We start from the raw sequence: 25,935 nt of genomic DNA, 5'->3' as shown, positions 1-25,935 counted from the left end.
CCCATTCTCACCCGGCCGGAGACACGAGGCGAAACCCCCTACCGGGCGATGCGCCGCACGTCGCGCTCCGGGTTCACCAGCAGCGCGAAGCACAGCCCGCCGAAGGCGACGAGACCGCCGAACACCAGGAACGCGAGCGTGTAGCCCGCCTGCGGGGTTTCGGCCACGTCGAGCAGCTTGCCGGTGAAGATCGGGCTCAGCACGCCCGCGCTCGTGCCCAGCGCGGTCAGCACGCCGAGGGCCCCGGCGCGCTGACCGGGCGGCACGATCTCGGCGACCACCGGGTTGCTGACCGTCTGCACGGTGGTCGACACGCCGTAGCCGATCATCAGCGTGATCACGGCCAGCACCGGGCTGTGGACCCACGGCAGCAGGCACAGCACCAGTCCGGCGAGCACCAGGCACGCCCCGCCGAACAAACCGCGCGCGACGCGGGAGCGCACACCCCGGCGCAGCATCCGGTCGCTGACCGCGCCCACCGCCAGCAGCGCCACGATCGCCATCGCGCTCGGCAGGCCGAACAGCGAACCGGAGACCGCCGCGGAGAACCCGAGCCCGTGCTGGAAGTACGACGGCAACCAGGTGAAGATCACCGCGGCCAGCGCGCCCTGCGTGAAGTAGGCGAGCAGCGCGCCGATGAACGTGCCGCTGAACAGGAAACGACGCCACGGAACGCGTTCGGCGGGCGCCGCGGCGGCGATTTCCGAGGCGGTGGAGTACGGCCCCATCTTGCCGACGGCCAGCCAGGCCGCGCTCCACACCAGCGCGAGCAGCCCGACCGTGACGAACCCGGCGCGCCAGCCGAAGGCGACGATGATCAGCGTGACCACCGGGGCGAAGGCGATCTTGGCGATGGCCGCGCCGCTGGTGATCAGCGACGCGGGCAGGCCGCGCCGGTGGTTGGGGAACCAGGAGTACGCCGTGACGTGCGACATCGGCTGGGCCGGCCCTTCCGCCGCGCCGACCGCCAGCCGGCTCGCGAACAGCACGCCGCCGGTGACCGCGAACAGGGCGGGCACCTGGCCGAGCGCCCACATCAGCCCGCACGCGAGCAGCACCCAGCGCGGCGAGATGCGGTCGGCGAGGAAGCCGACCACCAGGCAGGTGATGCCGAACAGCAGGTAGGACGCGCCGCTGATGGAGCCGAACTCGGCCGAGGACAGGTGCAGCTCCTGCTTCAGCGGCTGCGCCACCAGTCCGAGCAGGGCCTTGTCCAGGAACACGACCACCGAGCAGGCCACCACCACGGACAGCACGGTCCAGGCGCGCCGCCTGCTCGGTTCGGCGACCGCGGCCGGCCGCTGGTCTTGGGTTGTCGTCACGGATGTTCCTCCACGTTGAGGGTTCGGGTACTGGATCCGCTCAGGGGGCGGGGGCGAGCTGGGCGCCGCCGCAGACGTGCAGCACCTCGCCGGTGATGAAGCCCGCCTGCGGAGAGGCGAGGAAGGCGACCGCGCCGGCCACGTCCTCGGGCGTGGCCAACCGCCGGATCGGCGTCATCTTCTGGTGGCGCGCGAGGAATTCCGCGAATTCCTCGTCGCTGCGGCCCTGCCTGGTGAACGGGGTGACGACCATGCTCGGGGCGACCGCGTTCACGGTGACGTCCAGCGGCGCCAGCTCCAGCGCGAGCGCGCGGGTCAGGCCGACCACGCCCGCCTTGGACGCGGTGTAGGCCAGCGGCCCGCCGGAGAGCCAGGTGCGCGAGGAGATGTTCACGACGCGACCGGCCCCGGCGGCCCGCCACAGCGGAACGGCGGCCTGGCACAGCGCCGTCGGGCCCCAGAGGTTGACCCGCATCACCGGATCCCAGTCCCGCGGGCCGACCGAAGCCAGATCGGCGCGCCGGTTGACCGCGGCGTTGTTGACCAGCTGGTCCAGCCGGCCGAACTCGTCCCGCAGCCGCGCCATCGTGCGCTCTACAGAGTCCACATCGGACACATCGGCGGCCCAGCCCTCGACGCGGCGGTCGGTGCCGGACCGCAGCCGGGCGGCCTCGCGCGCGACGCCATCGGCGTCCACGTCGAGCAGCACCACGTCGGAGCCGTCGGCGGCCAGGCGGGCGGCGATCGCGGCGCCGAGCGCGCCGGCGCCACCGGTCACCAGCGCAACGCGCCGGTCAGCAGCATTCATCTCTTCCTAGTCCTTCGGATCGAACTGGATCAGTGCGCGAATTCGCCGTGGCGGCGCAGGAATTCGGCGTTGTGCCGGAGTGCCTCGACCGGTGCCCGGTCGGTGCTGAAGTCCTCGACGGATACCCAGCCGTCGTAGCCCGCATCGGCGAGCACCCGCAGGAGCGCGGGTACGTCGAGCACGCCGTCGTCGATCGGTGTCCACCGCGGCCGCCAGACCCCGCCGCCGCCGGGGCGGGTGAACGCGGCGTTCTTCACGTGCACGTGCGCGAGGTGCGGGCCAAGCAGCTCCACGGCCATCCGGTGGTCCTCGTAGCCTTCGAGGACCAGGTTCCCGGCGTCGTAGATGACACCCACGCAGTCCGGGTCGAAGCGCGACACCAGCCGTTCGGCCAGCGAAGCGCTCGGCGCGATGCTGCGCTGGTGGATCTCCAGCAGCCCGCGGACCCCGGTCCGCCGGGAAAGCCGCTCGACACCCGAGAAGAACTCGACGGCGCGGGCGAACAGGCCGCTGAACGGCTCGTCGTTGCGCCACGGCGCGCGAAGGCGGATCCACGGCGCGCCGCAAGCCCGGGCCAGCGACATCCCGTGCGCCACGCCGTCGAGGTCGCCGGTGTCCACATAGGTGCCCAGCCCGATGACGTGCAGCTGAGCGGCTTCGCACAGCGCAGCCGCGCGGGCGACGGCGTCGTGCGTCGGTGCGACAGTGCACCGGTTGTTGGTGAAGAAGTCCGGCACCTCGGCGTCGCCGGGCGGAGTGCCGATGCGCCATTCGATTCCCGAATAGGTGGCGGCCTCCGCCTCGTTCACCGCCTGCTCCGGGGTCAGGTCGGGCAGGCAGATCGAGTACACGCCGAGCTTCATCGAAATTCCTCGTCTTGCGCTTGTTCGTGCGGCGCCGGAGGGGCGCGCCGACTCATTAGAAGCCATCCCGCTCCGCCCGGTCCAAGTCCTAGTCCGTATCCCCAGTTATGCTCCAGCGCTATAACCGGGAGGCGACATGGATTTTCGGCAGCTGCGCTACTTCCTCGCGATCGCCGAGCAGGGCTCGTTCAACAAGGCCGCCGCCCACCTCCTGGTCTCGCAGCCTTCGCTGACCCGGCAGATGGCGGCGCTCGAACGGCAGCTCGGGCAGGCGCTGTTCGAGCGGACGCCGCGCGGCGTGACGCTCACCGCGGCGGGTTCGGCGCTGCTCGGGCACGCCCGGCAGCTGCTCGCGCTGGAGCGGTCCACCCGGGACGTCGTCGCCGGGGCGCAGCCGCCGCGCGAGATCGTGGTGATCGGCGTGCCGCCGGGCGTCCCGGACGACTGGCTGGTGCGGCTCGTCGGCGAGCTCCAGCGGGGGGTGCCGCGCTGCGACCTGAACTACCGCGAAGCGGGCAGCACCGAGCAGCTCCTGCTGCTGCGGCAGGGGCGGCTCGACATCGGCATCGTGCACCAGGCGCCGCCGGCCGAGTACTACTCGAAACTCCTGTGGCAGGAACCGCTCGGGGTCGCGGTCCGGCCGACGCACCCACTGGCCGGCAACGACGACTGGCGGCTCGCCGACCTCGACGGGCTGCGGGTGCTGGTGCACTCCCGCGAGCAGGTGCCGACCCAGCAGGACAGCCTGACGGCCGCGGCCACCGCCGCGGACGTGCGCCCGCAGTGGATGTTCCAGCACTTCGTCGCGCACGCGCGGGCCTGCGCCGAGGCGGCGCGGGCCGACGCGGTGCTGGTCGGCAGGCACACCGCGGCGCAGCAGCTGCCCGACTGGCCGTGGCGGCGGTTGCGGGACCTGTCGCTGGCGATGACCACCTGGCTCGCGCGACCGGTGAACACCCGAACCGTCGTGCAGGACGTCGCCGACGCGTTGATCGGGATGGGCCGGTGATCAGGCCTCGGTGAAGACGATCCGCTCCGGCTCGACCGTCAGGCGGATGTTCTGGCGGCGGACCTCGACGAGGGTCTCCAGCTCGGTGGCGTGGCCGTCCGGGACCGTGAACAGCCGGTCGTCGCGGGTGTCGAGGTACTCGGCGAAGCCGCCCAGCGACGCCCCGCCGGACTCCTCCAGTTCGAGGTAGTCGGCCAGCCGCCGGAACAGCTTCGGCAGCAGGACCGCCTCGTCCTGGAGCTGCTCGCGGGAGCGCACCCGCAGCCCTTCCAGCGTCGCGTCCGCCGCCCACACGCCCTGCTTCGCGTTCCGGGCGGCGATCGCGGCCTCGGCCATGCTCTGGCGCAGGTCGGGGAACAGCTTGGAGTAGAAGGTCGGGTACACCAGGCCCGCGGTCAGCAGCGCGTGGTTCGCCGACGCCTGCAGCCCCTTCGGGTCGAGGTGGACGTCGCCGCCATCGGTGGAGCGGCCCGGTCGCCGGCCGGGGAAGGCGAAGGCCACCGCCCTGCCGTACTTGTCCGCGAACCGGGTCAGGATGTGGCCGGGCGCCTCTTCGGGGGTGCTCGCCGTGACCGCGCCGTCGTCGTTGCGCTCGAAAGCGGTGAAACCCAGGTGCCGCAGCAGCGCCTCCGAGGCGGCGTTCGCCAGTTCGGCCGGCTGGTGCCACATCTCGCTGCCGCGCGCCTGCGGCCGGTAGTGCGTCTCCAGCGCGTCGATGCCCTCTAATCGGAGCTGGGCGCCGCCGCGCGAGTTCAGCCGCACGGACAGGCCCGCCTTGGCGAACGCCTTCGGGTCGGTGGGGTAGAAGCGGATCGAGTCGCCGTCGGGCGAGGCGCCGATGATCCGGAAAGTGCCCTTGATCAACGTGAAAGTCATGCTGATCACGGTAGTGAAGGGGTCGTCCGCAGTGGACCGCTTCCACCCGGACAGCCCAGCCCCGAGAGTCGCCTCACAGCCACCGGCGCCGGCGGGAAGATCGCGCTGCGTGCCGGTCCGGGTGCGTAGCGCGATGAGGTTCCGCCGGTTGTCGGTTCGTCGGCGCGCCTCTCTAAGCTCTTCGGGTTGGGACTTTTCGGGAAGCAGAGGTGGCGGTCGCGTGACTGAGCGGTCCGTGCAGGTCACGCGTCGTGGACCGGCGTCGAAATCGGCGCGCCGCTGGGCGGCTGTGCTGGGCCTGTTCTCCGCGCTGCTGGCGCTCGCGGTGCCGTTCCTGCCCGTCGAGCACGAAATCACGACGCTGCGGTGGCCGACCGCGCGGGGCACGGAACCGGTGTCGGCGCCGCTGGTCGGGCACGCGCCGCTGTGGCTCGCGGCGGAGGTGCCGTGCGCGGCGGCGCGCAGCCTGGACGCGCGCATCGACGGCCCCGGCGTGCTGGTCGCCACCAACGCGCCGTCGTCGGAGTACGGCGGGCTGACCGGGCTCACGCTGCAGGTCGACGGTGGGCAGGTCGCGCTGTGGTCCAGGGGGCATCAGGCCGGCACCGCCGCGCTGCCCGCTGGCGACTGCTCGATCTCGGTGCGCTCGGACGCCAACGGCATGCAGGCCGCGGTGGGCGCCGTCGCGCTGGCCACCGTGCCCGGCGACACCCGGCCCCAGCTGACCGGCATCTACTCGCAGCTCGACGCGGCGGCCGACGACGTCCGCGGCCTGTCCTTCGAGGCGCGGGTGGACAACCGCTTCGCGACCCAGGCGACGCCGCTGAAGGTCGCCGTGATGGTGCTGGCCGTCCTGGCGTTCCTCGGCTCGATGGTGGCGTTGCGGCGCATGGAGGTCCGCCGCGCGCCGCGCTGGGCGCCCGAGCGGTGGTGGCGGCCGAAGGTCCGCGACGTGGTCGTCCTCGGCGCGCTGGGCGTGTGGTGGTTGATCGGCGCGATGACCGCCGACGACGGCTACATCCTGACCATGCTGCGCGCCTCCGACAGCGCCGGGTACGTCACCAACTACTTCCGCTGGTTCGGCAACCCGGAATCGCCGTTCGGGTGGTTCTACGAGCTCTACGCGCTGTGGGTGCAGATCTCGCCCGCGACGCCGTGGGTGCGGTTGCCCGCGTTGTTCCTCGGCGTCGTCAGCTGGCTGCTCGTCAGCCGCGGCGTGCTGCCGCGGCTCGGGCAGCAGGTGCGCCGCAGCGAGTCCGCGGGCTGGGCCGCCGCCGCGGTGTTCCTGGCCTTCTGGCTGCCGTACAACAACGGCCTCCGCCCGGAACCGGTCGTCGTGGCGTTCTTCCTGCTCGCGCTGTGCGCGGTCGAACGTGCCGTGGCCACCCGGCGGCTGACGCCCGCCGCGCTCGGGCTGCTCGCGGCGGCGCTGGGCTTGGGGGCGAACCCGCACGGCATGGTCGCGATCCTGCCGTTCGTCGTGGCCGCCAAGCCGCTGCTCCGGATGCTGTGGCAGCGGGTGCGGGAACGCGGCGCGCTGCCGGTGCTGGCTCCCGTCGCGGCGGCCGGGCTGGTGATCCTGGTCGGCGTCTTCTTCGACCAGACGCTGCAGTCCGTGCTGGATTCGGTGGCGCTGAAGACCAAGTTCGGGCCGAACGAGCAGTGGTTCGAGGAACTCAGCCGCTACGACCGGCTGTTCGGGCCGTGGCCGGACGGGTCGCTGACGCGTCGGTTCCCCGTGCTGCTGCTCATCCTGTGCATCGTGGCCAGCGGCGTCGTGCTGCTGCGCCGGCACAAGATCCGGGGTGCCGCGCTCGGCCCGAGCCGCCGCGTGCTGGCGGTCGCCGCGCTGAGCTTCGTGGTGCTGGCCATGACCCCGACGAAGCACACGCACCACTTCGGGATGCTCGCCGGGATCGGCGCGGTGGTGGCCGCGCTGACGGCACTGGCGACGAGCGAGGCGGTGCTGCGGTCCCGGCGCAACAGGGCCGGGTTCTTCGCCGGCCTCATGGTCATCTGCGCGTTCTCGGTCACCGGCACGAACTCCTGGTGGTACGTCTCCGGCTGGGGCGTGCCGTGGTTCGACCGGGCGCCGAGCCTCGACGGGCGCAGCGCGAGCACGTACTTCCTGGCGGCCGCGGCGATCGCCGGCATCGTCGCCATGGTCGAACACCTGCGGCACGACGAACTGCCGGTGATCACGCCGGAGGCGCGGCGGCGGGTGCTCAGCCTCGGCGCCGCCCCGCTGACGTTCACCTGCGCGGTCCTGCTGGTCGGCGAGGTGGCGCTGTTCGCGGCGGGCATGCAGCGGCAGCGCGACGGCTACAGCCTCGGCGCGGACAACGTCAAGCAGCTCGCCGGTTCCAGCTGCGGGCTCTCCGACTACGTCGGCGTCGAGACCGATCCGCGCAGCGGCGTGCTGGCGCAGTCGCACATCCAGCCGCGGACCGAGAGCGCGGTGTCGGCGAGCCGCCGCACCGAGCGGAAGTCCGGCGACTACCTCGCCGCCACCGCAACGGGTTTCCACCGCTTCGGCTACCCGGAGGGCAAGCACTGGACCCCGCCGTTCGGGTTCGGCGGCGACGACGCGCCGGTGTGGGGCACCTACGCCGCCGACGGGCCGCTCACCGGCGAGCTGCGCACCCCGTGGTTCGACCTGCCCCCGCAGGCCACCAGCGGCGAGGCCCCGGTGGTGCTGTCGTTCGGCGGCGACGCGACGGGCGTGAACGCGCTCGGCGTCGAATGGGGCCGGGACACCCCGGAGGGCTTCGAGATCCTGGGCCGCGTCGACGTCGCCCAGCTCAGCGGCATGTGGTTCGACCGCCGGTTCGTCGTGAGCGACGCGACCAAGGTCCGGGTGGTGGCCGTGGACCGCAAGATCGATTCCGGCGGCTGGATCGCCGTCAGCGCGCCGCGCGTCCCGCGGCTGACCAGCATGACGCAGGTGGTCGGCGACGCGCCGACCTTCGTGGAGTGGACCGCCGCGCTGGTGCACCCCTGCCTGAACCTGGCGCGCCTGCACAACGGGGTCGCCGAGCTGCCGCGGTTCCGGGTGGCCGGCGGCGGGATCATGCGCGACATGGGCCAGAGCTGGTCGGCGCCGGGCGCCGGTGGCCCGTTCGGCTGGCTCAACGTGGCGGGCAGCGTGCGGACGATGCCGACCTACCTCAAGGGCGACCTGCACCGCGACTGGGGCACGCTGTACCTGGTGGACGCCTACGAGGCGGACGCGCTGCCGGCGGAGGCCGCGATGGAGGTCCACCGCGAAACGCATTGGGGGCTTTGGAGTCCGGGCCCGCTGACGAAGGCGGTGAAGCTGCCCGGCGGCGCGCCCAGCTCGACCGGGCGCACCGACATCCGCCCGCTCGAGGAGATTCCGGCCGGCGACGCCACGTGATCGGCTGTGAGCATCGCCATTCCGGCGGGGTAGCGGCGACCTAGATCGCTTAGGATCGCTAAACAACCAGTCGGAACCAGCCCGGGGGACGAAGCATGCCTCGCGCTCGAGAGCGGGTGGCCCGGCGCCGCCCGGCCGCCATCATCGTCCACTGTGGAATTCGCGCGCACCGGGGAGCGGAGGCGTCGTGTCCGGCGTGATCCAGGGCTTCGGCGTCATCGCCGCCATCGTGCTGATCGGCTACCTGCTGGGCCGCGGCGAGCTGCTCGGCGAGAACGCGCGCGAGGCGCTGACCCGGTTGTCGTTCTACGTCGGAACTCCCGCGCTGCTGCTGCAAATGCTCTCGGAATCCGACGTCTCGATCATCTTCTCCACCCCGCTGCTGGTCAGCGCGCTGAGCACGTTCGCCGCGGCGGGCCTGTTCGTGCTGGTCGGCCTGCTGCGCAGGTGGAACATCCGGCGCACGACCATCGGCGCGCTGTGCTCCAGCTACGTCAACGCCGGCAACCTCGGCATCCCGATCGCCGTCTACGTGCTCGGCGACGCGAGCCTGATCGCGCCGGTGATGCTGTTCCAGCTGCTGGTCATGACGCCGATCGGGCTGACCGTGATCGACTTCTCGCAGGGCGGGGAGCGTTCCTCGGCCTGGCTGCGGATCCTCGCGCCGTTCCGCAACCCGATCGTCATCTGCTCGCTGATCGGCGTCGCGATCTCGTTGAGCGGCTGGCGGATTCCGGCCCCGGTGCTGGAGCCGATCACCCTGCTCGGGCACCTGTCCGTGCCGACGGTGCTGCTGGCGTTCGGCATCTCGTTGCGCGGCAGCTCGCTGCCCGCAGGCGGCGCGGAGCGCTGGCCGGTTCTGCTGTCCGTGGGCCTGAAATCGGTGGTGCACCCGGTGATCGCCTGGGCGATCGGCGCGGGCCTGTTCGGGCTGGAGGGCGCGACGCTGTTCGCGGCGGTGGTGATCTCCGCGCTCCCGGCGGCGCAGAACCTCTTCGTCTACGCCTCGCGCTACAACGTGGGCGTTCGGCTGGCGCGCGAATCGATCCTGCTGTCCACGATCCTTTCGGTGCCGGTGCTTTTCGCCGTCACGGCACTGCTGGGCTGACGTGCCCGTGCGCCTCCGAGCGGCACCCCGGAGGCGCAGGGCCCCCTAGCCGGTCAGCCCACGTTGAGGTCGACGCAGGCGTAGAAGGCGTTGGCGGTGTCGGCGATGTTCCAGACGGCGAGCAGCTTCTGGCGGCCGCTCACCCCGCCGAGGTCGACGGTGTGGGAGAAGCGGTCCGGCGGCTGGGCGCCGTGGTCGTCGAACACCGCGACCCGGTTGCCGCCGATGAAGTACTCCCACGTCGTGGTGGAGTGGTTGGCGGTGATCGTCCAGTTGAAGTTCACCGTGTTGCCGACCTGCGTGGCCTTCCAGCCCTTGCCGTCGTCGTCGAGGTCGGAGAACCGGCCGTTCCCGCCGCTGCAGCTGGTCAGGCCCTTCGGGCCCTCGACGCTCTGCGGCTCCCACTTGATCTCGCCGCAGGGCACCGTCCCGGCGGCGCACTGGGCCTGGCGGCTCGGCGGCGAGTCGATGTAGCCGTGCGCGCCGGCGGTGCTGGTGGGTATCGCCACCAGGAAGGGCGCGATCGCCGCGCCGACGGCAGCGGCGGCGAGCTTTCGCTTCGAATTCATCTCAGCTCCTTGTCGGTGCGGCCGGTGTTCCCGGCCGGCGTCCCCCCGAAATCCGGATCGGCGGTCGGCGGAGCGGCGCTCGGCGCCGGAGGAGCGGGAGGAGACCGGCCTGTCGACGACCGCCCATCGACTGGGCCTTCCCCGAGTGCAGTGTGGTCTGGACCATACTGAGGCGGCGGAATCCGGTCAACGCCTGCGAAAACAGTCACCGCGATGGACCAGGACCACTCCGAGAAGTGGTCCGCCATCGGGAATCGCGAAAATTGTCGGGGGTGCGCGGGAACATTCGGGTGTTCGCCGAAGTCGGGCCGTCGAGGGGGCGACCGGCATGAACCCGCAGCAGCACATCGCCAACGCCCGCACCGCGCTGGGCGCCGCCGATCTCGGCGCGGCCGGTGATCCGGTCGTCGTCCTCGCAGACCTGGCGGCGATCGCCGAACTCCTCGGCCGCCTGGCCGAACAGGCCCGCCGGGACCTGGCGAGCTGGGCGACCGTCGGCCCGCACCTGGCGCAGGCCGGAGATCACGCCGCCGCGCTGGCGCGCAGCCTGCAGCACGCGGGCGGCACCCTCGCCTACAACACGGCGCCGCCGCGCGCGGCGGCGCTCCTGCGAGGATGGGAGGCGTGACAACTTCTGGCGCTACAGCGCGGCGTTTCGCCCAGGTCGACGTGTTCGCAGGCCCCGCCTACACCGGCAACCCGCTCGCGGTCGTACTGGACGCGGAAGGCCTGAGCGACGACCTGATGCAGCGGTTCGCCAGGTGGACGAACCTTTCCGAGACGACGTTCCTCCTGCCGCCGACCGAGTCCGGCGCCGACTACCGGGTGCGGATCTTCACGCCGTCCGGTGAGCTGCCCTTCGCCGGGCACCCCACCCTGGGCAGCTGCCACGCCTGGGCGAGCAGCCGGCCGGGACCCGTTCCGGACCGGATCGTCCAGGAGTGCGCCGCGGGGCTCGTCGAGGTCCGCAGGACCGATGCCGGATACGCGTTCGCCGCCCCGCCGCTGCTGCGCTCCGGCCCGGTCGGCGAGCGGCTTCGGGACGAGCTGGCGGATGCGCTGAGCCTTGCGCCCGAGGCGATTCGCGATGCGCAGTGGGTCGACAACGGGCCGGGATGGGTTGCCGTCCTGCTCGAGAGCGCGCAGGCGGTCCTGGACGTTCCACTGCCCTCGGGAACGCACAAGATCGGCGTTGTCGGGCCGCATCCGCCGGGTGCGCCCTACGACTTCGAGGTGCGCGCCTTCTTCCCGACGCCGAGCGGGGTGATCGAAGATCCCGTCACCGGCAGCCTGAACGCGGGGATCGCGCAGTGGCTGATCGGCACCGGGCAGGCCCCCGAGCACTACACCGCCCACCAGGGCACCGCGGTGGGTGCGGACGGCCGCGTCGTGATCGATCGCGACCCGGACGGCACCATCTGGGTCGGCGGCGTGGCGGTCACCCGGATCCAGGGCGAAGTGCGGCTCTGATCCCGCTGCGGCAACGGAAACCCCGATTGGCCACTGTGGACATCTATGTGCTCGAGGGGTGAATCCGGATGGCTCACCACGAGTAGTTCGCTCGCCGCGTAGGGTGGCCGGGTGGCTGATTTGTGGGATCCCGCCGGGGCCGGAGTGCTCCGGTTGCCGTCCGGCCGCCTCGTCAGGGGGCGCGGCCTGCGAAATCCGCTGCCTTCCGGGGCGGCGCCGTCCTTCGGCGTCTACCTGCTCGGCAAGCCGCCGCCGGAGGTCGAGTGGGAGAGCCGCTGGCTGCGCTGGCCGGACTTCCGCCTGCCCGGCGACCGGGCGCAGGCGCGCGAGGTCCTGCGCGAAGCGTGGGAACGCGCCGATGCCGAGCGGGTGGAGCTCGCGTGTGCCGGCGGGCGGGGCCGGACCGGCACGGCGCTGGCCTGCCTAGCCGTCATCGACGGCGTCCCGGCGGGCGAGGCGGTCGCCTACGTCCGGGAGCACTACGACTCCCACGCGGTCGAGACGCCCTGGCAGAAGCGCTACGTGGCCCGCTTCCCCGCCTGATCGATCAGCCGGGGTCCTCCTGCTGCGTTTCCGCGATGAGCTTCTCGCACAGTTCGAGGCCGACCCTGAGGACGTCGGCAGGCAGCTGGCCGCGGCCGGCGGCGAGCGCCAGCTCGTCCAGGAAGCCGACCAGCACGTACCTGTCTGCGGGCACGATCGGCGCGCGGCCGACCGCGCTCTCGGCCTGCTGCCTGCGGGCGTGGCGGCGGACCGACTCGGCGGCCCGCGCGATGCGGTCGTGGTCAGCGCGGCGCTGGTAGAGCTGTCGTTGCGTGGTCACCGCCTTCGGCCCCGCCCGGACGAAGGTGATTGCGCAAGCAAGTACTCGAACACGCGTTCTAGTCTGGCAGGGTCGCCCCTTGATCGCATCTCGCCGCTGACCTGCGGCGAAGCAGGTCAGCGGAAGGTCACCGACGCCTCGGCCATCACCTCGTCCGGCTCGGTCCGCACGGTCATGTTCCCGTCCGGCCCGCCGCAGGCCAGCACCGGATCGCCGGCGAACACCGGGCGCCGCAGCCGGTAGGCGATGCTCGCGATCTCGCGTTCCGGTTCCCGCTGCCGGGCCAGCTCGCTCATCAGCAGCACCAGGATCGGGCCGTGCACGACCAGGCCCGGGTACGCCTCGACGTCGCGCGCGTACGGCGCGTCGTAGTGGATGCGGTGCGAGTTCGCGGTCAGCGCGCTGAACCGGAACAGCCGCACCGGGTCGCCGGTGAAGGGCTGCTGCCATGCGGCGTCCGAGGCGGGCAGCGAGGTGGGGCGCGGCGCGTCCGGGCTCTTGGCGGCGCCTTCGCCGCTGCGGTAGACGAAATCCTGCTCCTCGACGAACCGGACCTCGCCGTCCTGCTGGTACTCGCCGCGCACCGTCACGAACGCCATCTCGCCGGAACGGCCCTGCTTGACCACCACGTCGGACAACGACGACGTGCGCTCGGCCGGGACGCCCAGCCGTAGCGGGCCGGTGATCGTCAGGCGGCCGCCGGCGAACATCCGGCGCCGGTCGGGGATGGGCGGCAGGAAGTGGCCACTTGCCGGATGCCCGTCCTGGCCGAGCTCGTCGTGCCGCGGCCAGCTCAGGAAGTGCACCCAATGCCAGAGCGGCGGCAGCGCCTCGGCATCGGCGAACTCCGCCGGCGTCTCCAGCACCGCGGCCAGCGCCCGCGACGGCTCGGGGGACAGCGCGTCCGCCTCCACCAGCGGCTCGGGTCGCCAGCCCTGCAGGTAGGTGTCGAGACCGGGCACGGGTCCTCCTTCCGGTCCGGGCCTGCGTCGGCCCGGCCGCTGCGCTGATTGGGCCGTACAAACTGTGGGCAAGTCTGTGCCCACCGCCGCGCGGCGTCAACGACGAGGTTGCGGAGTCGGCGGTGATTCCGCCAACAGGTCGCGGTTTCCGGCGAATGGCGGTAGGTCTTGACCGGGCGATGCATTTGGCCGTACAAAGGTTGACGTCCGGCTGATCGACGTGGCGACGCCGCAGGGCGTGGCGCGCTGGCGGAAAGGTCCCAATGGCATCCATCGCTGAGTCCCTCGCGCAGTGGGCGGCCGAGCTCGAACCGGGCGCGGAGGATCTCGCGCTCGCCCAGCGCTCCCTCGTCGACACCGCCGCGGTCACCCTGGCCGCCCGGAACCACCCGCTGACCGGGATCGCGGCCGGGCTGCCGGACGCGGCGCGCTGGGCGGCCATCGGTCACGTGCTGGACTTCGACGACCTGCACATCGAGTCGACCACGCACATCAGCGTCGTGACCGTCCCGGTCGTGCTCGCCACCGGCGGCGACGCCCGGGCGTACCTGGCGGGGGCGGGCGTGATGGCGCGCCTGGGCAGCGCACTGGGCTGGTCGCACTACTCGGCCGGCTGGCACGCCACCTGCACGGCCGGCGCACCGGCCGCCGCGGTCGCGGCCGGAATCGCGCTGGGCCTGTCCACCGAGCAGCTGGCGACCGCGATGGCGCTGGCCGTCCCGGCCGCGGGCGGCGTGCAGAACGCCTTCGGCACCCACGGGAAGTCGCTGCAGGTCGGGTTCGCCGCGCAGGCCGGGGTCCGCGCGGCCGAGCTCGCGCGGGCGGGCGCGACGGCGGACCCGAGCGCGCTGGACGCCTGGCTGGAGCTGGTCGGCGGCACCGGCCGGCTGGACCTGGCGGACCCGGCGGTGCCCGGCGGCCTGGCCATCAAGGTCTACCCCTGCTGCTACGCGATGCAGCGGCCGATCGCCGCGCTGCGCGACATCCGCCACGACATCCGGGGAGCGGTGCGCGGCGTGCGCGTCAAGACGCCGGAACCGACGGTCAAACCGCTGATCCACGACCGGCCCGGCACCGGCCTGGAGGGCAAGTTCAGCCTGCCCTACGCGGTGGCCACCGCGCTGCTCGACCACTACCCGGGCTTCGCCGCGTTCACCGACGACGCCGTCAACCGGGAGAGCGCCCAGAGCCTGCTGAGGCAGGTCGAGGTGTCCTACACGCCGGGCGAGGAAGGCCTGCTCACCGGCGAGGTGGACATCGAGGTCGAACACGACGGACCGGCCCTGCGGGTGAGCCTGGCGCAGCCGCCGGGCGCGCCGTCGCGGCCGCCGACCGAAGCGGAACTGCGCGAGAAGTTCACCGCCTGCGGCGAGGACGTGCCCGGGCTGCTGGCGGCGGCGGACTGGAAATCCGTCCGCGAGCTGCTGCAGCGGACGTTCCCGCGCACCGGAGCGGTCGAGTGAGGATCGAGCACGGCAAGGGAGCGATGCATTGAGCACATTGGACATCCTCAGCGCCGACGAGAAGCTCGCCGTGGAAACGGTGCGCGACTTCGTCGACAAGTCCGTCAAGCCCGTGGTGCAGGAGCTGGAGCACTCCAACACCTACCCGGAGGCCCTCATCGAGAAGATGAAGGAACTGGGCATCTTCGGGCTGGCGATCCCCGAGGAGTACGGCGGTACACCGGTTTCCACGCCCTGCTACGTGCTGATCGTCGAGGAGCTGGCCCGCGGCTGGATGAGCCTGGCCGGCGCGATGGGCGGTCACACGGTGGTGTCCAAGCTGCTGCTGAACTTCGGCACCGAGGAGCAGAAGCGCAAGTACCTGCCGAAGATGGCCACCGGCGAGATCCGCGCGACGATGGCGCTGACCGAGCCCGGCGGCGGCTCCGACCTGCAGGCGATGACCACCAACGCCCGCAAGGACGGCGATGACTACGTGGTCAACGGCGCCAAGACGTGGATCACCAACTCGCGCCGGTCCAAGCTGATCGCGCTGATGTGCAAGACCGACCCGGCCGCGAAACCCGGCCACAAGGGCATTTCGATCCTGCTCGTCGAGCACGGCCCGGGCCTGACCGTCTCCCGCGACCTGCCCAAGCTCGGCTACAAGGGCGTGGAGAGCTGCGAACTGTCCTTCGAGGACTACCGCGCACCGGCCTCGGCGCTGCTGGGCACCGAGGAGGGCCGGGGCTTCGCGCAGATGATGAAGGGCCTGGAGACCGGCCGCATCCAGGTCGCCTCCCGCGCGCTGGGCGTGGGCAAGGCGGCCCTGGAGGACGCGCTGCGCTACGCCCAGGAGCGGGAGAGCTTCGGCAAGCCGATCTGGCAGCACCAGTCGGTGGGCAACTACCTGGCGGACATGGCCACCAAGCTCACCGCCGCCCGCCAGCTCACCCTGCACGCCGCCCGGGAGTACGACGCGGGCCGCCGGGTGGACATGGAGGCGGGCATGGCCAAGCTGTTCGCCTCGGAGGTGGCCATGGAGATCGCGCTGAACGCGGTGCGCATCCACGGCGGCTACGGCTATTCCACGGAATTCGACGTGGAGCGGTACTTCCGCGACGCGCCGCTGATGATCGTCGGCGAGGGCACCAACGAGATCCAGCGCAACGTCATCGCGGCGCAGCTGGTCAAACGCGGCGGCCTCGACGCCTGACGCCGGCGCCCCGCGGGGCTCGTGAGTGCTCGCTCCGGTAAGAACCGGAACGAGCACTCACGAGCTTCCGCTACGGTCAAGGGCGACAAGCCGGGAGGTGAAGGTGGCACAGCGGACCGATGGCCGGGAGAGCGCGTACCTGCGCCTAGCGCGGGAGCTGCGGGCGGCGATCCTGCAGCACGACTACCCCGAGGGCAAACGGCTGCCCACCGAGGCGGAGCTCGCCGAGACGCACCGCGTCAGCAGGCAGACGGTCCGCCGCGCCTTCCAGGACCTCGTCGCCGAGGGCATGGTCTACCGGATCCCGGGGCGCGGCACCTTCGCGGCGCCGCGGGAAGAGCAGTACCTGCGCCAGTTCGGCTCCATCGACGACCTGATGGGCCTGTCGATCGACACCACGATGGAGCTGATCACCCCGCTGCGCCAGCAGGTCGACCTGGACGCCGCGGGCCGCCTGCGGCTGCAGTCCGACCGGGTGCACACACTGGAGTTCCGGCGGCTGCACGACGACGTGCCGTTCTGCCTGACGACGGTGTTCCTGCCGCCGGCGGTGGGCAAGCTCGTCGAATCGGTGCCGGAGCTGACCGAGCCCGGCGCGCGCAGCGGCGTGACGATCATCGGGCTGCTCGACGACCGGCTGACCGATCCGATCGCGGAGGCGGAGCAGAGCATCACGGTGGGCATGGCAACCCCGGAGATCGCCGAACACCTGGATTGCGAGCCGCAACGCCCGCTGCTGCGCATCGACCGCATGTACCAGTCGACGACGGGCGAACCCGTGGAGCTGGCGGTCAGCTACTTCCTCCCGGAGCACTACTCCTACCGGGTCCGCCTCCGCCGCAACGTCCGCTGAGCCTGGCTGCTCCCGTGCGCGGGCATCCATTGTGGACTTCATGACGTGCTCCTCGCCCGGACGGTGCCGAGCTGGGCGAGGTGCAGGTTGGTGTCGGTGAACTTCTGCGACACCGCGTGCAGGATCTCCGTCATCGCCACCGTCGCCGGGGTCGGCGTTCGGTTCGCCAGCCGTGCCAACAGGATTCGTCTCGTCGGCGCCGGGACGTCGGTGGCGAAGTTGACCAGCCGCACGTCGTGGCGACGGTTGGTCAGGGCCAGCCGTGGCGCGATCGCGATGCCGAGACCGGCCGCGACCATCGCCTGCGCCTCCTGGTAGTCATGCGATTCGTAGGAGATCATCGGCTCGAACCCCGCAAGCCGGCAGCTGCGCCGCAGCACCTCGGCCACCGGGTGGTTGTCCGCGCGGATGATCCACTTGTGCTCGGCCAGGTCCGCCAGCCCGATGGCGGGTTCGTCGAGCAGTTCCGAGTTCGCCGGCACCACCAGCACCGTCGGGTCGTCCAGCAGGTGGTCGACTTCCAGCGACGTGTCGTCGATGCGGCCCCACTCGTAGTCCCACAGCATCGCGAGCTCGATTTCGCCGGTGTGCAACAACTCCATCAGCTCGGCGAACAGCGCCGAGCGGACGCTGGTGCGCATTCCGGGGTGCTTGCGGGAGAAGCGCGTCAACGCCAGCGGCAGCAGCGAGGCGCTGGCCGTCGGGAACGAGCCCAGCCGCAACGTGCCCTGGTCCAACCTGGCCAGTGAATCCAGATCCGCCTGCGCGCCGCGCAGTTCGCGGCGGATCGCGCGGCCGCGCTCGGCGAGCGCCCGGCCCGCGTCGGTGAGCTGCACGCCGCGGGGCAGCCGGTACAGCAGCGGTTGGCCGACCTCCGCTTCCAGCCGGGACATCTGCTGGGAGGCCGCGGAGGGCGTGATCATCAACGACTCGGCGGCCGCCGTGAGGGAGCCGCGATCGGCGGCCTCGACCAGCAACAACACGCGCCGAACGTCCAGCATGGGGCTCCCTCCCGCCGACCCGGGCCGCCGGGCCAGCTGTTAGCGCTGCTTAAGCCAGCGTAAGGACTTGAACATTGTACTGAATGCTCGGTCTTGTCAGGGTGAACGCCGACGAACCCACCTGAGTAGGAAGAACGTTCCAGTGCACGTATCCGCAACGCTGGTGCGCGGCGGCACCAGCAAGTGCTGGCTCTTCGACGAGTCGGCACTCCCTGCCACTGTTTACTCCACTGTGGACAGTCTTGAGGGCTTGCTCGTCAACGCCTACGGGGCCGCCGATCCGGTGCAGTTGGACGGCGTGGGCGGCGCGACCCCCACCACGTCGAAGGCGGCCATCGTCCGCGCCTCCGACGCCCCCGGAGTCGACGTCGAGTACTTGTTCGGCCAGGTCGGCATCGGGATCGGGCGGGTGGAATGGGGCAGCAACTGCGGCAACTGCGCCACCGCGATCGCGCTGTGGGCCGTGGCCCGCGGCTTCGTGCCCGTGACCGGTGATCTCACCCGCGTGGTGCTGCGCAACACCAACACCGGCGCCGTCCTGGAGGCCGAAGTGGACACCGCCGGCGGCCGCGTCCACGAGTTCGGCACCCAGACGGTCCCGGGCACCCGGGCCGGGGGAGTCGCGGTCGGCCTGACCTTCCTCGATCCGGCCGGGCGCACCACCGGATCGGTCACCCCGACCGGCGAAGTCGCCGGCCAGCTGACCTGGGGCAGGCTTCCCGCGACGGTCAGCATGATCGACGCCGGGGCGCCGATGGTGCTGCTCGACGCTGCCGGAATCGGCCGCACCGCGGTGGAATCGCTCACCGAGATGCGCGAGCTCGTCGAACCCCTGCGCGCGGTCCGGCACGAGGCGGCGCGGCGCATGGGCCTGGCCGAACCCGGTGCCGAGCCGAACGACGCCGTGCCGAAGGTCGGCATCGTCGGCAAACCCGCGGCCTACCGGACGACCATGGGCGACGTGATCGCCGCCGAGGATTACGACGTGGCCGTGCGGATGCTGTCCATGAACGCGCCGCACCCCGCCATCGGGCTCACCTCCGCCGTCGGCATCGCCGTGGCGAACCTCCTCGGCGGAACCGTCGTGCGCGGCGCGTCGGCGAGCACCGGTCCGACGCTGCGAATCGGAACTCCGGCCGGTGTCGTCGCCGTCACCTGCGGTGATCTCGCCGGGTCAACGCCCCGCCGGGTCACCGTTCGGCGAGCCGCTCGCATCCTCTGCGACGCCGACATCTTGGTTCCGGACCTCATCCCGGCCTAACATCCGCCCGATCCCCAACCGCATAGGACAACGATGTCTGCCGAAATGATCTCCATCGGTGCGCTCGGCGTCATGTTCGTCGTGGCCACCGTGCTGCCCATCAACATCGGGATCCTCGCCTTCATCGGCGCGTTCGTCGTCGGCACCGCCTCGCTGGGGCTGTCCGAGGACGAGATCTTCGAAGGTTTCCCCGTCTCGCTGTTCGTGACGATCGTCGGTGTCACCTACCTGTTCTCGGTCGCCCAGCGCAACGGCACGATCGACGTGCTGGTGCGCGCCGGGATCAAACTCGTGCGCGGCAAGGCCGCGCTGATTCCCTGGGTGCTGTTCGTGGTGGCCGCCGTGCTCACCGCGTTCGGCACGTTCACCCCGGCCGCGGTGGCGCTCCTGGCGCCGGTCGGCATGAACTTCGCCTACCGCTTCGGCATCAGCCAGTTGATGGTCGGCATGCTGGTGATCAGCGGTGCGCACGCAGGTGCGTTCTCGCCGATCGCCGTCTCCGGCGCCCTGGTGCTGGGCATGGTCGACGAGACGCCGCTGCACGTGGCGCCGCACCTGTTGTTCCTGGCCAGCTTCGGCTTCAACTTCCTGCTGTCGCTGATCACCTTCTTCCTGCTGGGCGGATTCGCCAAGCGGCGGGTCCAGGAAGTCGCGCCCGATGAGCCCGACGAGCCGGAGCTGTCGTTCGGCGAGCTCACCTGGCGGCAGGGGGTCACGCTGGTCGCGTTGGCCGGGCTGGTCGTCGGTGCCCTGGTGTTCCACCTGGAGATCGGGTTCCTCGCGCTGCTGGCGGCCACCGTACTGACGCTGGTCGACATCAAGAACCAGTCCAAGGCGGTCGAGGGCATCAGCTGGTCCACGATCCTGCTGGTCGCGGGCATGGTCACCTATGTGGAGATCCTGGAGAAGGCGGGCACCATCGAGGCCGTCTCGCACGGTGCGGCGGGCATGGGCGCGCCGCTGTTCGTGGCCCTGCTGCTGTGCTTCGTGGTCGCGATCGTCTCGGCGTTCGCCTCTTCGACGGCGATCCTCACCGCGATCATCCCGATCGCCGTGCCCCTGCTGCTGGCCAGCCACATCAGCGCGGTCGGCCTGGTGGCGGCGCTGGCGATCTCCACCACGATCGTCGACACCTCGCCGTTCTCGACGAACGGTGCCCTGGTGCTCAGCAACGCCCGCGGTGTGGACCGGGACCGCTTCTACAGGCAGATCATCGGTTACACGGCGGGAATCGTGGGTGCCGGCCCGATCCTGGCATGGGGCTTCCTGGTGCTGCCCTCCTCGATGTGATCGCGCGGCGGAGCCGGAGCCCATGCCAGGGCTCAGGCCCCGCTGTTCTTTGCGATGTGAGATACGCGTCACAGTCGGATGATCTCCAGTGCGGTTGAAGTTGGAGATTTGGTGCGCAGTCAACGGAGTGCTGAGGAGTGGTCATGCGGGTTGTGCGGGTGAGCGAGTTCGGTGGGCCTGAGGTGCTCGTCGCGGGGGAGGCGCCCGATCCGGTCGCCGGGGCCGGGCAGGTCGTGATCGGCGTCGAGGTCGCCGCCATCGACTTCGTCCAAACCCAGCTGCGCCAGGGCTTCTCGCCGGGACCACCGCTGCCGGAGCTGCCGTACGTGCCCGGCGCGACGGTGGCCGGAACGGTGTTTTCGGCCGGCGACGGCGTCGACGCGAGCTGGACCGGCCGCCGGGTGGTCGCGCACACCGCCGACGGGCTCGGCGGGAACGCCGAGAAGGCGGTCGCCGACGAGGACGCGCTGTTCCCGGTCCCGGACGGGCTGGGGCTCGCGCAGGCGGCGGCGCTGTTCGACGACGGCGCCACGGCGATCGGCCTGGCCGAAAACGCGGCGATCAAGCCGGGGGAGTGGGTGCTCGTCGAGGCGGCCGGTGGCGGCGTCGGCAGCCTGCTGGTGCAGCTGGCATGCGCCGCCGGCGCGCGCGTCATCGGCGCGGCGAGGGGCGAGCGCAAGCGCGAGCTGGTGCTCTCGCTGGGAGCCGAGCTGGCGGTCGACTACTCGGAATCCGGTTGGCGCGAACAGGTCCTGGCGGCGACGGACGGCCGGGGCCCGGACCTGGTCTTCGACGGCATCGGCGGAACCATCGGCCGGGAGGCGTTCGAGCTGACCGCGCGCGGCGGGCGGTTCTCGGTGCACGGCGCCTCCAGCGGCGCGCCGAGCGAGATCGACGGGGTGGAGGCCGGGCGCCGCGAGGTCACCGTGATCGGCCTCGACCAGCTCTTCGGCTTCGCGGCGACCGCGCGCCCGCGCAAGGAACGAGCGCTTTCCCAAGCGTCGGCGGGATTGCTGACCCCGACCATCGGCCAGACCTTCCCGCTGGAGCGCGCCGCCGACGCCCACGCGGCGATGCAGAACCGCCAGGCGATCGGCAAGACCCTGCTCCAGGTGCAGCCGGGCGCATGATCAGGACTCGTGAGCACTTTGGGCTGTTGTAGCAGCCCGAAGCACTCACGAGCCGGGTCAGCGGAGGTAGACCCGGTCCGGGTCGACGTCCTCGCGGAGCAGGCGGAGTTCCGCCGCCGTGGGCGGCTCGATGGTGGTCAGCTCGTCGGCCACCTGGAGGTCCCAGCCGGTCGCCGCGCGGACCTGGTCCACCGTGACGCCGGGGTGCGTCGCCACCAGCCGCAGCTCCTCGCCGACTCCGTCGCGCGCCAGGATGCCGAGGTCGGTGATCACCCGCGTGACGCCCGCGCCCAGCGGCCGGATCCCGTCCTGCAGCGCCCGGTCCGGGCCCGGCGAGGTGCAGAAGTCCAGTTCGGACATGAAGGAACGCGGGTCGTGGCGGCGCATCACCACGAACACCTCGCGGGAGTTGGCCATCACCTCCATCGCCCCGCCCGAGCCGGGCAGCCGCACCTTCGGCGCGTACCAGTCGCCGATGACCGACGAGTTCAGGTTGCCCCACCTGTCGATCTGCGCCGCGCCGAGGAACCCGACGTCGATCCGGCCGCCCTGCAGGACGTAGCCGAACAGCGCCGTCATCGGCAGCACCGCTTCGGAATCGGTGATCAGCACCGCGTCGGCGATCGTCTCCGGCAGCTGCGACGGGTGCGCCCCGCACACCCCGGACTCGTAGACGATCTCGATGCCGGGCGCGACGGTCAGCTGCGCCAGCGACACCGCCAGCGTCGGCAGCCCGATCCCGGCGAAGACGGTGTTCTTGCCGGCCAGCTCCCGCGACGCGACCGCGGCGAGCAGCTCGGAGGACGTAACGGCCACAGTGGACCCCGTCGAACCGGTGGACCCCGTAGAACTGGTGGACCCCGTAGAACTGGTGGACCCCGTAGAACTGGTGGACACAGCGTTCATCACGACAAATCCTTTCGTTCTGCCCGTCAGAGCCGGCGCCCGTAGTTGACCGGTTCGCTCCACGCCTCGCCCACCGCCAGGCCCGCCCAGTGCTCGGCGCCGAGCTTCTCGAGGTACTCGGCGTGGTCGCGGGTGCCGCGGATCCACTCGTCCAGCCAGGCCTGCAGCCGCTCGGGATCCTTGCTGATGTGCGACCAGCCGCGGTAGAAGTCGCCGTCCCGGTCGTAGTAGCCCTGCGCGAAGGCCGGGTGCGCGCCGCGCGGGCACTCCACCACCGCGTCCACCGCGTGCGCCGGGATGACCGTGCGGTTGGGGTCGGAGCGGATCACCTCGTCGGCCACCACCTCCTCGACCACGATGATCGCGTGCTTCGCGGCGTAGACGGCCTCGGCCTGGATGCCGGTCAGGCCCCAGATCTGGGTGTTGCCGGCCCGGTCGGCGCGCTGCGCGTGCACGATCGTGACGTCCGGGTTCAGCGGCGGCACCACGTAGATCTGCTCCGCTTCGCCGTCCGGGCCCGGGAACGGCGAGGTCACCTTGCGGATGCCGGGGTTCACCGCCGGCACGTCGCTGCCGCCGTAGGAGCGCAGCGGGTAGAACGGCAGCCGCTGGGCGCCGGCGAGGTACCGGCAGATCATCCCGTAGTGGCTGTACTCCTCGAACTCCAGCGGCGCGGGCTGCCCGGTCTCGATGCGGCGGCGCAGCTCGCCGAGCGAGCCGGCGGTGGAGTTGCCGACGAACGACGAGACGAGCTTGCGGACGCAGCCGCCGGCGATGAGCTGATCGGTCACGATGTCGGCGGTCATCCGCGCGACGGTGAGGTCCTTGCGGCCCTGCCGGATGATCTCGTGCCCGGCCGCGGTGGGGATCAGGTGCGTGAAGCCCTCCAGCGCCACCGTCGCCCCGTCCGGGACGAACGCGGCGATCGCGTCCCGCATCGTCATGGTCTTGTCGGGCCGCGGGACCGGCGTCGTCGACTCGGCGACCGGGTTCTGCATCGTCGGGGCTCCTCGGTGTGCGCTTCGAATGCACAGCACATTGCCAGGCGGCATTGATAGCTGTCTAATACTGAATTAGTGTCGGATCAAGAGTCATTTCTTATGGATTCCCCGGGTTCCGGGGTGAACAGAGGTCGACCGTGGAGTTGCGCTACCTCACCGCATTCGTCGCCGTCGCCGAGGAACTCCACTTCGGCCGCGCAGCCAAGCGGCTGCAGATGGCGCAGCCGCCGCTGAGCCAGCAGATCCGCCAGCTGGAGAAGGAGCTCGGCGTCCAGCTCTTCGAGCGCAACACCCGCTCGGTCCGGCTCACCAGCGCCGGCGAGTCGTTCCTGGAGCCCGCCCGCACGGCGCTAGACGACGTCGACATCGCGGTGCGCGCCGCGAAGGCCGCCGGCCGCGGCGAGTACGGGCGGGTCACCGTCGGCTTCGCCGGCGCCTCCAGCCACGAGTCGCTGCCCCGGCTGACCCGCGCGGTGCGCGCCGCGCATCCCGGCCTGGAGCTGGTGATGCGCGGCCAGACCTACGCGAACGTGGCGCTGGCGAAGGTCGCCGACGGCTCGCTGGACCTGGGTTTCGTGCGGCTGCCGGTCAACCAGGTCGGCTCGCCGACCCCGGGCGTGCAGACCCGGGTGATCGAGGTGGAGGAGCTGATCTGCGCGCTGCCGACGGACCACCCGCTGGCCGGGCGGGAGCGCATCGCGATCGAGGACCTCGCCGACGAGCCGTTCGTCAGCTTCCCGTCCAACGCCGGGTCCACGGTGCGCGACGCGCTGGTCAAGGCGTGCGTGTCCGCCGGGTTCAACCCGCGCGTGGTCCAGGAGGCGCCGGATTCCTACACCATCCTCGCGCTGGTGGCCGCGGGCGTCGGCGTCACGCTGACGCTGACGTCCTGCCAGCACATCCAGCAGACCGGCACGGTCTACCGGCCGCTGGCGGGCGCGCCGAAGCTGCTGCACGCGGCGCTGGCCTGGCGCACCGACAACACCTCCGCGGCCCTGCGCACCGTGCTCGGCATCGCCGAAGAAGCCCTGCCCACGCCAGCGGGCGGCTGATCGCCGGAGTGCTGCTCACCTGGGGCGTTCCCGCGAATTAATAAGCCTGACGTCTCACTGTTGCACTGATTCTGTATTGGACACGTCTAGGTTTGGGTGGCACGGTTACCGCCATCACATCGGGACGCGGGCGCCGTTCGAGGACGCCCGCCGGCACCGAGCTTCAAGGGAGAATGCATGGGTGCGGCCAACGCGCGCGAACAGAGCCGAACGGCCAACCGCGCCGGGATCGGGGCCTTCATCGGCTCGACCATCGAGTGGTTCGACTTCTACATCTACGGCACGGCCTCGGCCCTGGTCTTCGACAAGGTCTTCTTCCCGGAGCTCGACGGTGCGATCGGCACCCTGGTCGCGTTCGCGACCTTCTGGGTCGGCTTCCTGGCCCGCCCGATCGGCGGCGTCATCTTCGGCCACATCGGCGACCGGCTGGGCCGCAAGAAGACCCTGGTCATCACGCTGCTGCTGATGGGCATCTCGACGACCCTGATCGGCGTGCTGCCCGGCTACGCCCAGATCGGCGTGTGGGCGCCGATCCTGCTGGTGACCATCCGCATGGTGCAGGGCATCGGCCTCGGCGGCGAGTGGGGCGGCTCGGTGCTGATCGCCTCGGAGCACGCGCCCAAGGGCAAGTCCATCCTGTACGGCGCGTTCGCCCAGCAGGGCTCGCCGGTCGGCAACACCCTGAGCACGGTCAGCTTCCTGGCCATCAGCCAGCTCCCGGACGAGGCGTTCCTGGGCTGGGGCTGGCGCGTCCCGTTCCTGGCCTCGGCGCTGCTGGTGCTGGTCGGCCTGTTCATCCGGATGCGGGTCACCGAGTCGCCGGCGATGGCGAACCTCATCGAGCGCAAGAAGGTCGCCAAGCTGCCGGTGTGGGAGGTCGTCCGCTCGCACCCTGCGCTGCTGGCGCTGGGCATCGGGGCCTGCACGATCGGCCTGTCGGCGACCTACTTCAAGTCGACCTTCGCGCTGTCCTGGGCCACCAGCCACCTCAGCTTCGACAAGAGCTCGTTCCTGACGATCATCCTGGTCGCCAACATCACCCAGATCATCGTGCAGCCCTTCGGCGCCGTCATCGCCACCAAGATGCGCAGCTGGTCCCGCGCGGTGACCGTGATGCTGCTGCCCGAGGTCGTGCTGCTGCCGCTGATGTTCGTGCTGATCGGCACCGAGAACTACGGGCTGGCGATGTTCGGCGTGGCGATCGCGACGATCCCGCACTGCCTGTACTACGCGGCCCTGGCGGGCATGCTCGCCAGCCGGTTCCCGGCGCACGTGCGCTACACCGGCATCTCGCTGTGCTACCAGATGTGCGGCACGCTGCTCGGCGGCACGACGCCGATCGTCGGCCAGTTCCTGCTGAACCTGTCCGGTTCGATCACCGCGGTGATCGCCTACGCGATCTTCCAGGTGGTGCTGACCCTCGGCTGCATGCTGTTGCTGCTGCGCCGCCCGAACTACGACGAGCGTGCCGGGGCCGACCAGGCGCCGCGCGCCGAGGCGGTTCCCGCGTAACCGGGCGCGACCGGGTGCGGCTTCCCCGTCCGGCGGGGAAGCTGCGCATCCCGTTCTTCTGGAG

General features: G+C 71.3%; 24 protein-coding genes. 14 read left to right on the top strand and 10 right to left on the bottom strand.

The annotated features are described in order from the left end of the window. Positions 1 to 38 precede the first annotated feature (38 nt). The 3 genes from AB0H93_RS19440 to AB0H93_RS19430 are packed head-to-tail and all read right to left on the bottom strand — an operon-like array spanning position 39 to position 2,993. Complete coding sequence (locus tag AB0H93_RS19440) at positions 39 to 1,322, bottom strand: MFS transporter (RefSeq protein ID WP_358574228.1); 1,284 nt, start codon at positions 1,320 to 1,322, stop codon at positions 39 to 41. A 40-nt stretch (positions 1,323 to 1,362) separates the two neighbouring features. Beyond that, entirely contained in the window at positions 1,363 to 2,130 is a 768-nt protein-coding gene (locus AB0H93_RS19435) for an SDR family NAD(P)-dependent oxidoreductase (RefSeq protein ID WP_358574227.1), read from the bottom strand. 29 nt (positions 2,131 to 2,159) lie between these two features. Continuing rightward, entirely contained in the window at positions 2,160 to 2,993 is an 834-nt protein-coding gene (locus tag AB0H93_RS19430) for a sugar phosphate isomerase/epimerase family protein (RefSeq protein WP_358574226.1), read from the bottom strand. 136 nt (positions 2,994 to 3,129) lie between these two features. Here AB0H93_RS19430 and AB0H93_RS19425 point away from each other — a divergent pair, with 136 nt between their 5' ends. Then, complete coding sequence (locus AB0H93_RS19425; RefSeq protein WP_358574225.1) at positions 3,130 to 4,002, top strand: LysR family transcriptional regulator; 873 nt, start codon at positions 3,130 to 3,132, stop codon at positions 4,000 to 4,002. On the opposite strand, the gene AB0H93_RS19420 is transcribed toward AB0H93_RS19425, so the two are convergent. Further along, positions 4,003 to 4,878, bottom strand: coding sequence for a nuclease (locus AB0H93_RS19420; RefSeq protein WP_358574224.1), 876 nt, complete (start codon positions 4,876 to 4,878; stop codon positions 4,003 to 4,005). A 220-nt stretch (positions 4,879 to 5,098) separates the two neighbouring features. Between AB0H93_RS19420 and AB0H93_RS19415 the strand changes: the two genes are divergently transcribed. After that, positions 5,099 to 8,275, top strand: coding sequence for an arabinosyltransferase domain-containing protein (locus tag AB0H93_RS19415; protein ID WP_358574222.1), 3,177 nt, complete (start codon positions 5,099 to 5,101; stop codon positions 8,273 to 8,275). A gap of 187 nt (positions 8,276 to 8,462) precedes the next feature. Then, entirely contained in the window at positions 8,463 to 9,383 is a 921-nt protein-coding gene (locus AB0H93_RS19410) for an AEC family transporter (protein WP_358574221.1), read from the top strand. Between the two features lie 53 nt (positions 9,384 to 9,436). Here the strand turns inward: AB0H93_RS19410 and AB0H93_RS19405 are convergent, their stop codons facing one another. Beyond that, a complete protein-coding gene (locus AB0H93_RS19405) occupies positions 9,437 to 9,952 on the bottom strand; it encodes a lytic polysaccharide monooxygenase auxiliary activity family 9 protein (protein ID WP_358574220.1) in 516 nt (171 codons plus the stop codon). Positions 9,953 to 10,280: 328 nt separating this feature from the next. Between AB0H93_RS19405 and AB0H93_RS19400 the strand changes: the two genes are divergently transcribed. The 3 genes from AB0H93_RS19400 (at position 10,281) to AB0H93_RS19390 (ending at position 11,965) form a co-directional block, all read left to right on the top strand. Next, positions 10,281 to 10,580, top strand: a complete 300-nt coding sequence (locus tag AB0H93_RS19400) for a hypothetical protein (protein WP_358574219.1) — start codon at positions 10,281 to 10,283, stop codon at positions 10,578 to 10,580. Beyond that, entirely contained in the window at positions 10,577 to 11,422 is an 846-nt protein-coding gene (locus AB0H93_RS19395) for a PhzF family phenazine biosynthesis protein (protein ID WP_358574218.1), read from the top strand. Before AB0H93_RS19400 ends, AB0H93_RS19395 begins: the two co-directional genes overlap by 4 nt. Before the next feature lie 111 nt (positions 11,423 to 11,533). After that, complete coding sequence (locus AB0H93_RS19390) at positions 11,534 to 11,965, top strand: protein phosphatase (protein WP_358574217.1); 432 nt, start codon at positions 11,534 to 11,536, stop codon at positions 11,963 to 11,965. Between the two features lie 4 nt (positions 11,966 to 11,969). Here AB0H93_RS19390 and AB0H93_RS19385 read toward each other — a convergent pair whose 3' ends face one another. Both AB0H93_RS19385 and AB0H93_RS19380 read right to left on the bottom strand, forming a co-directional pair. After that, complete coding sequence (locus AB0H93_RS19385) at positions 11,970 to 12,245, bottom strand: hypothetical protein (protein ID WP_358574216.1); 276 nt, start codon at positions 12,243 to 12,245, stop codon at positions 11,970 to 11,972. Between the two features lie 116 nt (positions 12,246 to 12,361). Then, positions 12,362 to 13,207, bottom strand: a complete 846-nt coding sequence (locus AB0H93_RS19380; protein WP_358574214.1) for a hypothetical protein — start codon at positions 13,205 to 13,207, stop codon at positions 12,362 to 12,364. A 263-nt stretch (positions 13,208 to 13,470) separates the two neighbouring features. On the opposite strand from AB0H93_RS19380, the gene AB0H93_RS19375 reads away from it, so the two are divergent. The 3 genes from AB0H93_RS19375 (at position 13,471) to AB0H93_RS19365 (ending at position 16,718) form a co-directional block, all read left to right on the top strand. Continuing rightward, entirely contained in the window at positions 13,471 to 14,670 is a 1,200-nt protein-coding gene (locus AB0H93_RS19375) for an MmgE/PrpD family protein (protein ID WP_358574213.1), read from the top strand. A 37-nt stretch (positions 14,671 to 14,707) separates the two neighbouring features. Further along, positions 14,708 to 15,865, top strand: a complete 1,158-nt coding sequence (locus tag AB0H93_RS19370; RefSeq protein ID WP_358574356.1) for an acyl-CoA dehydrogenase family protein — start codon at positions 14,708 to 14,710, stop codon at positions 15,863 to 15,865. Positions 15,866 to 15,968: 103 nt separating this feature from the next. Further along, positions 15,969 to 16,718 (top strand): GntR family transcriptional regulator, encoded by a 750-nt coding sequence (locus tag AB0H93_RS19365; protein ID WP_358574212.1) that lies wholly within the window; start codon positions 15,969 to 15,971, stop codon positions 16,716 to 16,718. Between the two features lie 38 nt (positions 16,719 to 16,756). Here AB0H93_RS19365 and AB0H93_RS19360 read toward each other — a convergent pair whose 3' ends face one another. Next, a complete protein-coding gene (locus AB0H93_RS19360) occupies positions 16,757 to 17,719 on the bottom strand; it encodes a LysR substrate-binding domain-containing protein (protein ID WP_358574211.1) in 963 nt (320 codons plus the stop codon). 142 nt (positions 17,720 to 17,861) lie between these two features. On the opposite strand from AB0H93_RS19360, the gene AB0H93_RS19355 reads away from it, so the two are divergent. The 3 genes from AB0H93_RS19355 (at position 17,862) to AB0H93_RS19345 (ending at position 21,400) form a co-directional block, all read left to right on the top strand. Then, positions 17,862 to 18,980, top strand: coding sequence for a PrpF domain-containing protein (locus tag AB0H93_RS19355; RefSeq protein WP_358574210.1), 1,119 nt, complete (start codon positions 17,862 to 17,864; stop codon positions 18,978 to 18,980). Positions 18,981 to 19,013: 33 nt separating this feature from the next. Then, positions 19,014 to 20,270, top strand: a complete 1,257-nt coding sequence (locus AB0H93_RS19350; protein ID WP_358574209.1) for an SLC13 family permease — start codon at positions 19,014 to 19,016, stop codon at positions 20,268 to 20,270. 143 nt (positions 20,271 to 20,413) lie between these two features. Beyond that, positions 20,414 to 21,400 carry a zinc-binding dehydrogenase gene (locus tag AB0H93_RS19345; protein WP_358574208.1) on the top strand — a complete coding sequence of 329 codons (987 nt, stop codon included), beginning with the start codon at positions 20,414 to 20,416 and terminating at the stop codon, positions 21,398 to 21,400. 57 nt (positions 21,401 to 21,457) lie between these two features. Here AB0H93_RS19345 and AB0H93_RS19340 read toward each other — a convergent pair whose 3' ends face one another. Both AB0H93_RS19340 and AB0H93_RS19335 read right to left on the bottom strand, forming a co-directional pair. Next, positions 21,458 to 22,216: a CoA-transferase gene (locus AB0H93_RS19340; RefSeq protein ID WP_358574206.1), complete on the bottom strand. Its 759-nt coding sequence runs from the start codon at positions 22,214 to 22,216 to the stop codon at positions 21,458 to 21,460. 116 nt (positions 22,217 to 22,332) lie between these two features. Beyond that, positions 22,333 to 23,304, bottom strand: a complete 972-nt coding sequence (locus tag AB0H93_RS19335) for a CoA-transferase (RefSeq protein ID WP_358574205.1) — start codon at positions 23,302 to 23,304, stop codon at positions 22,333 to 22,335. Positions 23,305 to 23,444: 140 nt separating this feature from the next. On the opposite strand from AB0H93_RS19335, the gene AB0H93_RS19330 reads away from it, so the two are divergent. Continuing rightward, entirely contained in the window at positions 23,445 to 24,359 is a 915-nt protein-coding gene (locus AB0H93_RS19330; RefSeq protein ID WP_358574204.1) for a LysR substrate-binding domain-containing protein, read from the top strand. A gap of 177 nt (positions 24,360 to 24,536) precedes the next feature. Continuing rightward, positions 24,537 to 25,871, top strand: coding sequence for an MFS transporter (locus tag AB0H93_RS19325; protein WP_358574203.1), 1,335 nt, complete (start codon positions 24,537 to 24,539; stop codon positions 25,869 to 25,871). The last annotated feature ends 64 nt before the right edge of the window (positions 25,872 to 25,935 follow it).

It is taken from the genome of Saccharopolyspora sp. NPDC050642, assembly GCF_040654735.1.
Classification (GTDB): Bacteria; Actinomycetota; Actinomycetes; order Mycobacteriales; family Pseudonocardiaceae; genus Saccharopolyspora; species Saccharopolyspora elongata.
Note: the sequence above shows the minus strand (reverse complement) of the source record. Positions and strands in the feature narration are given on the sequence as shown.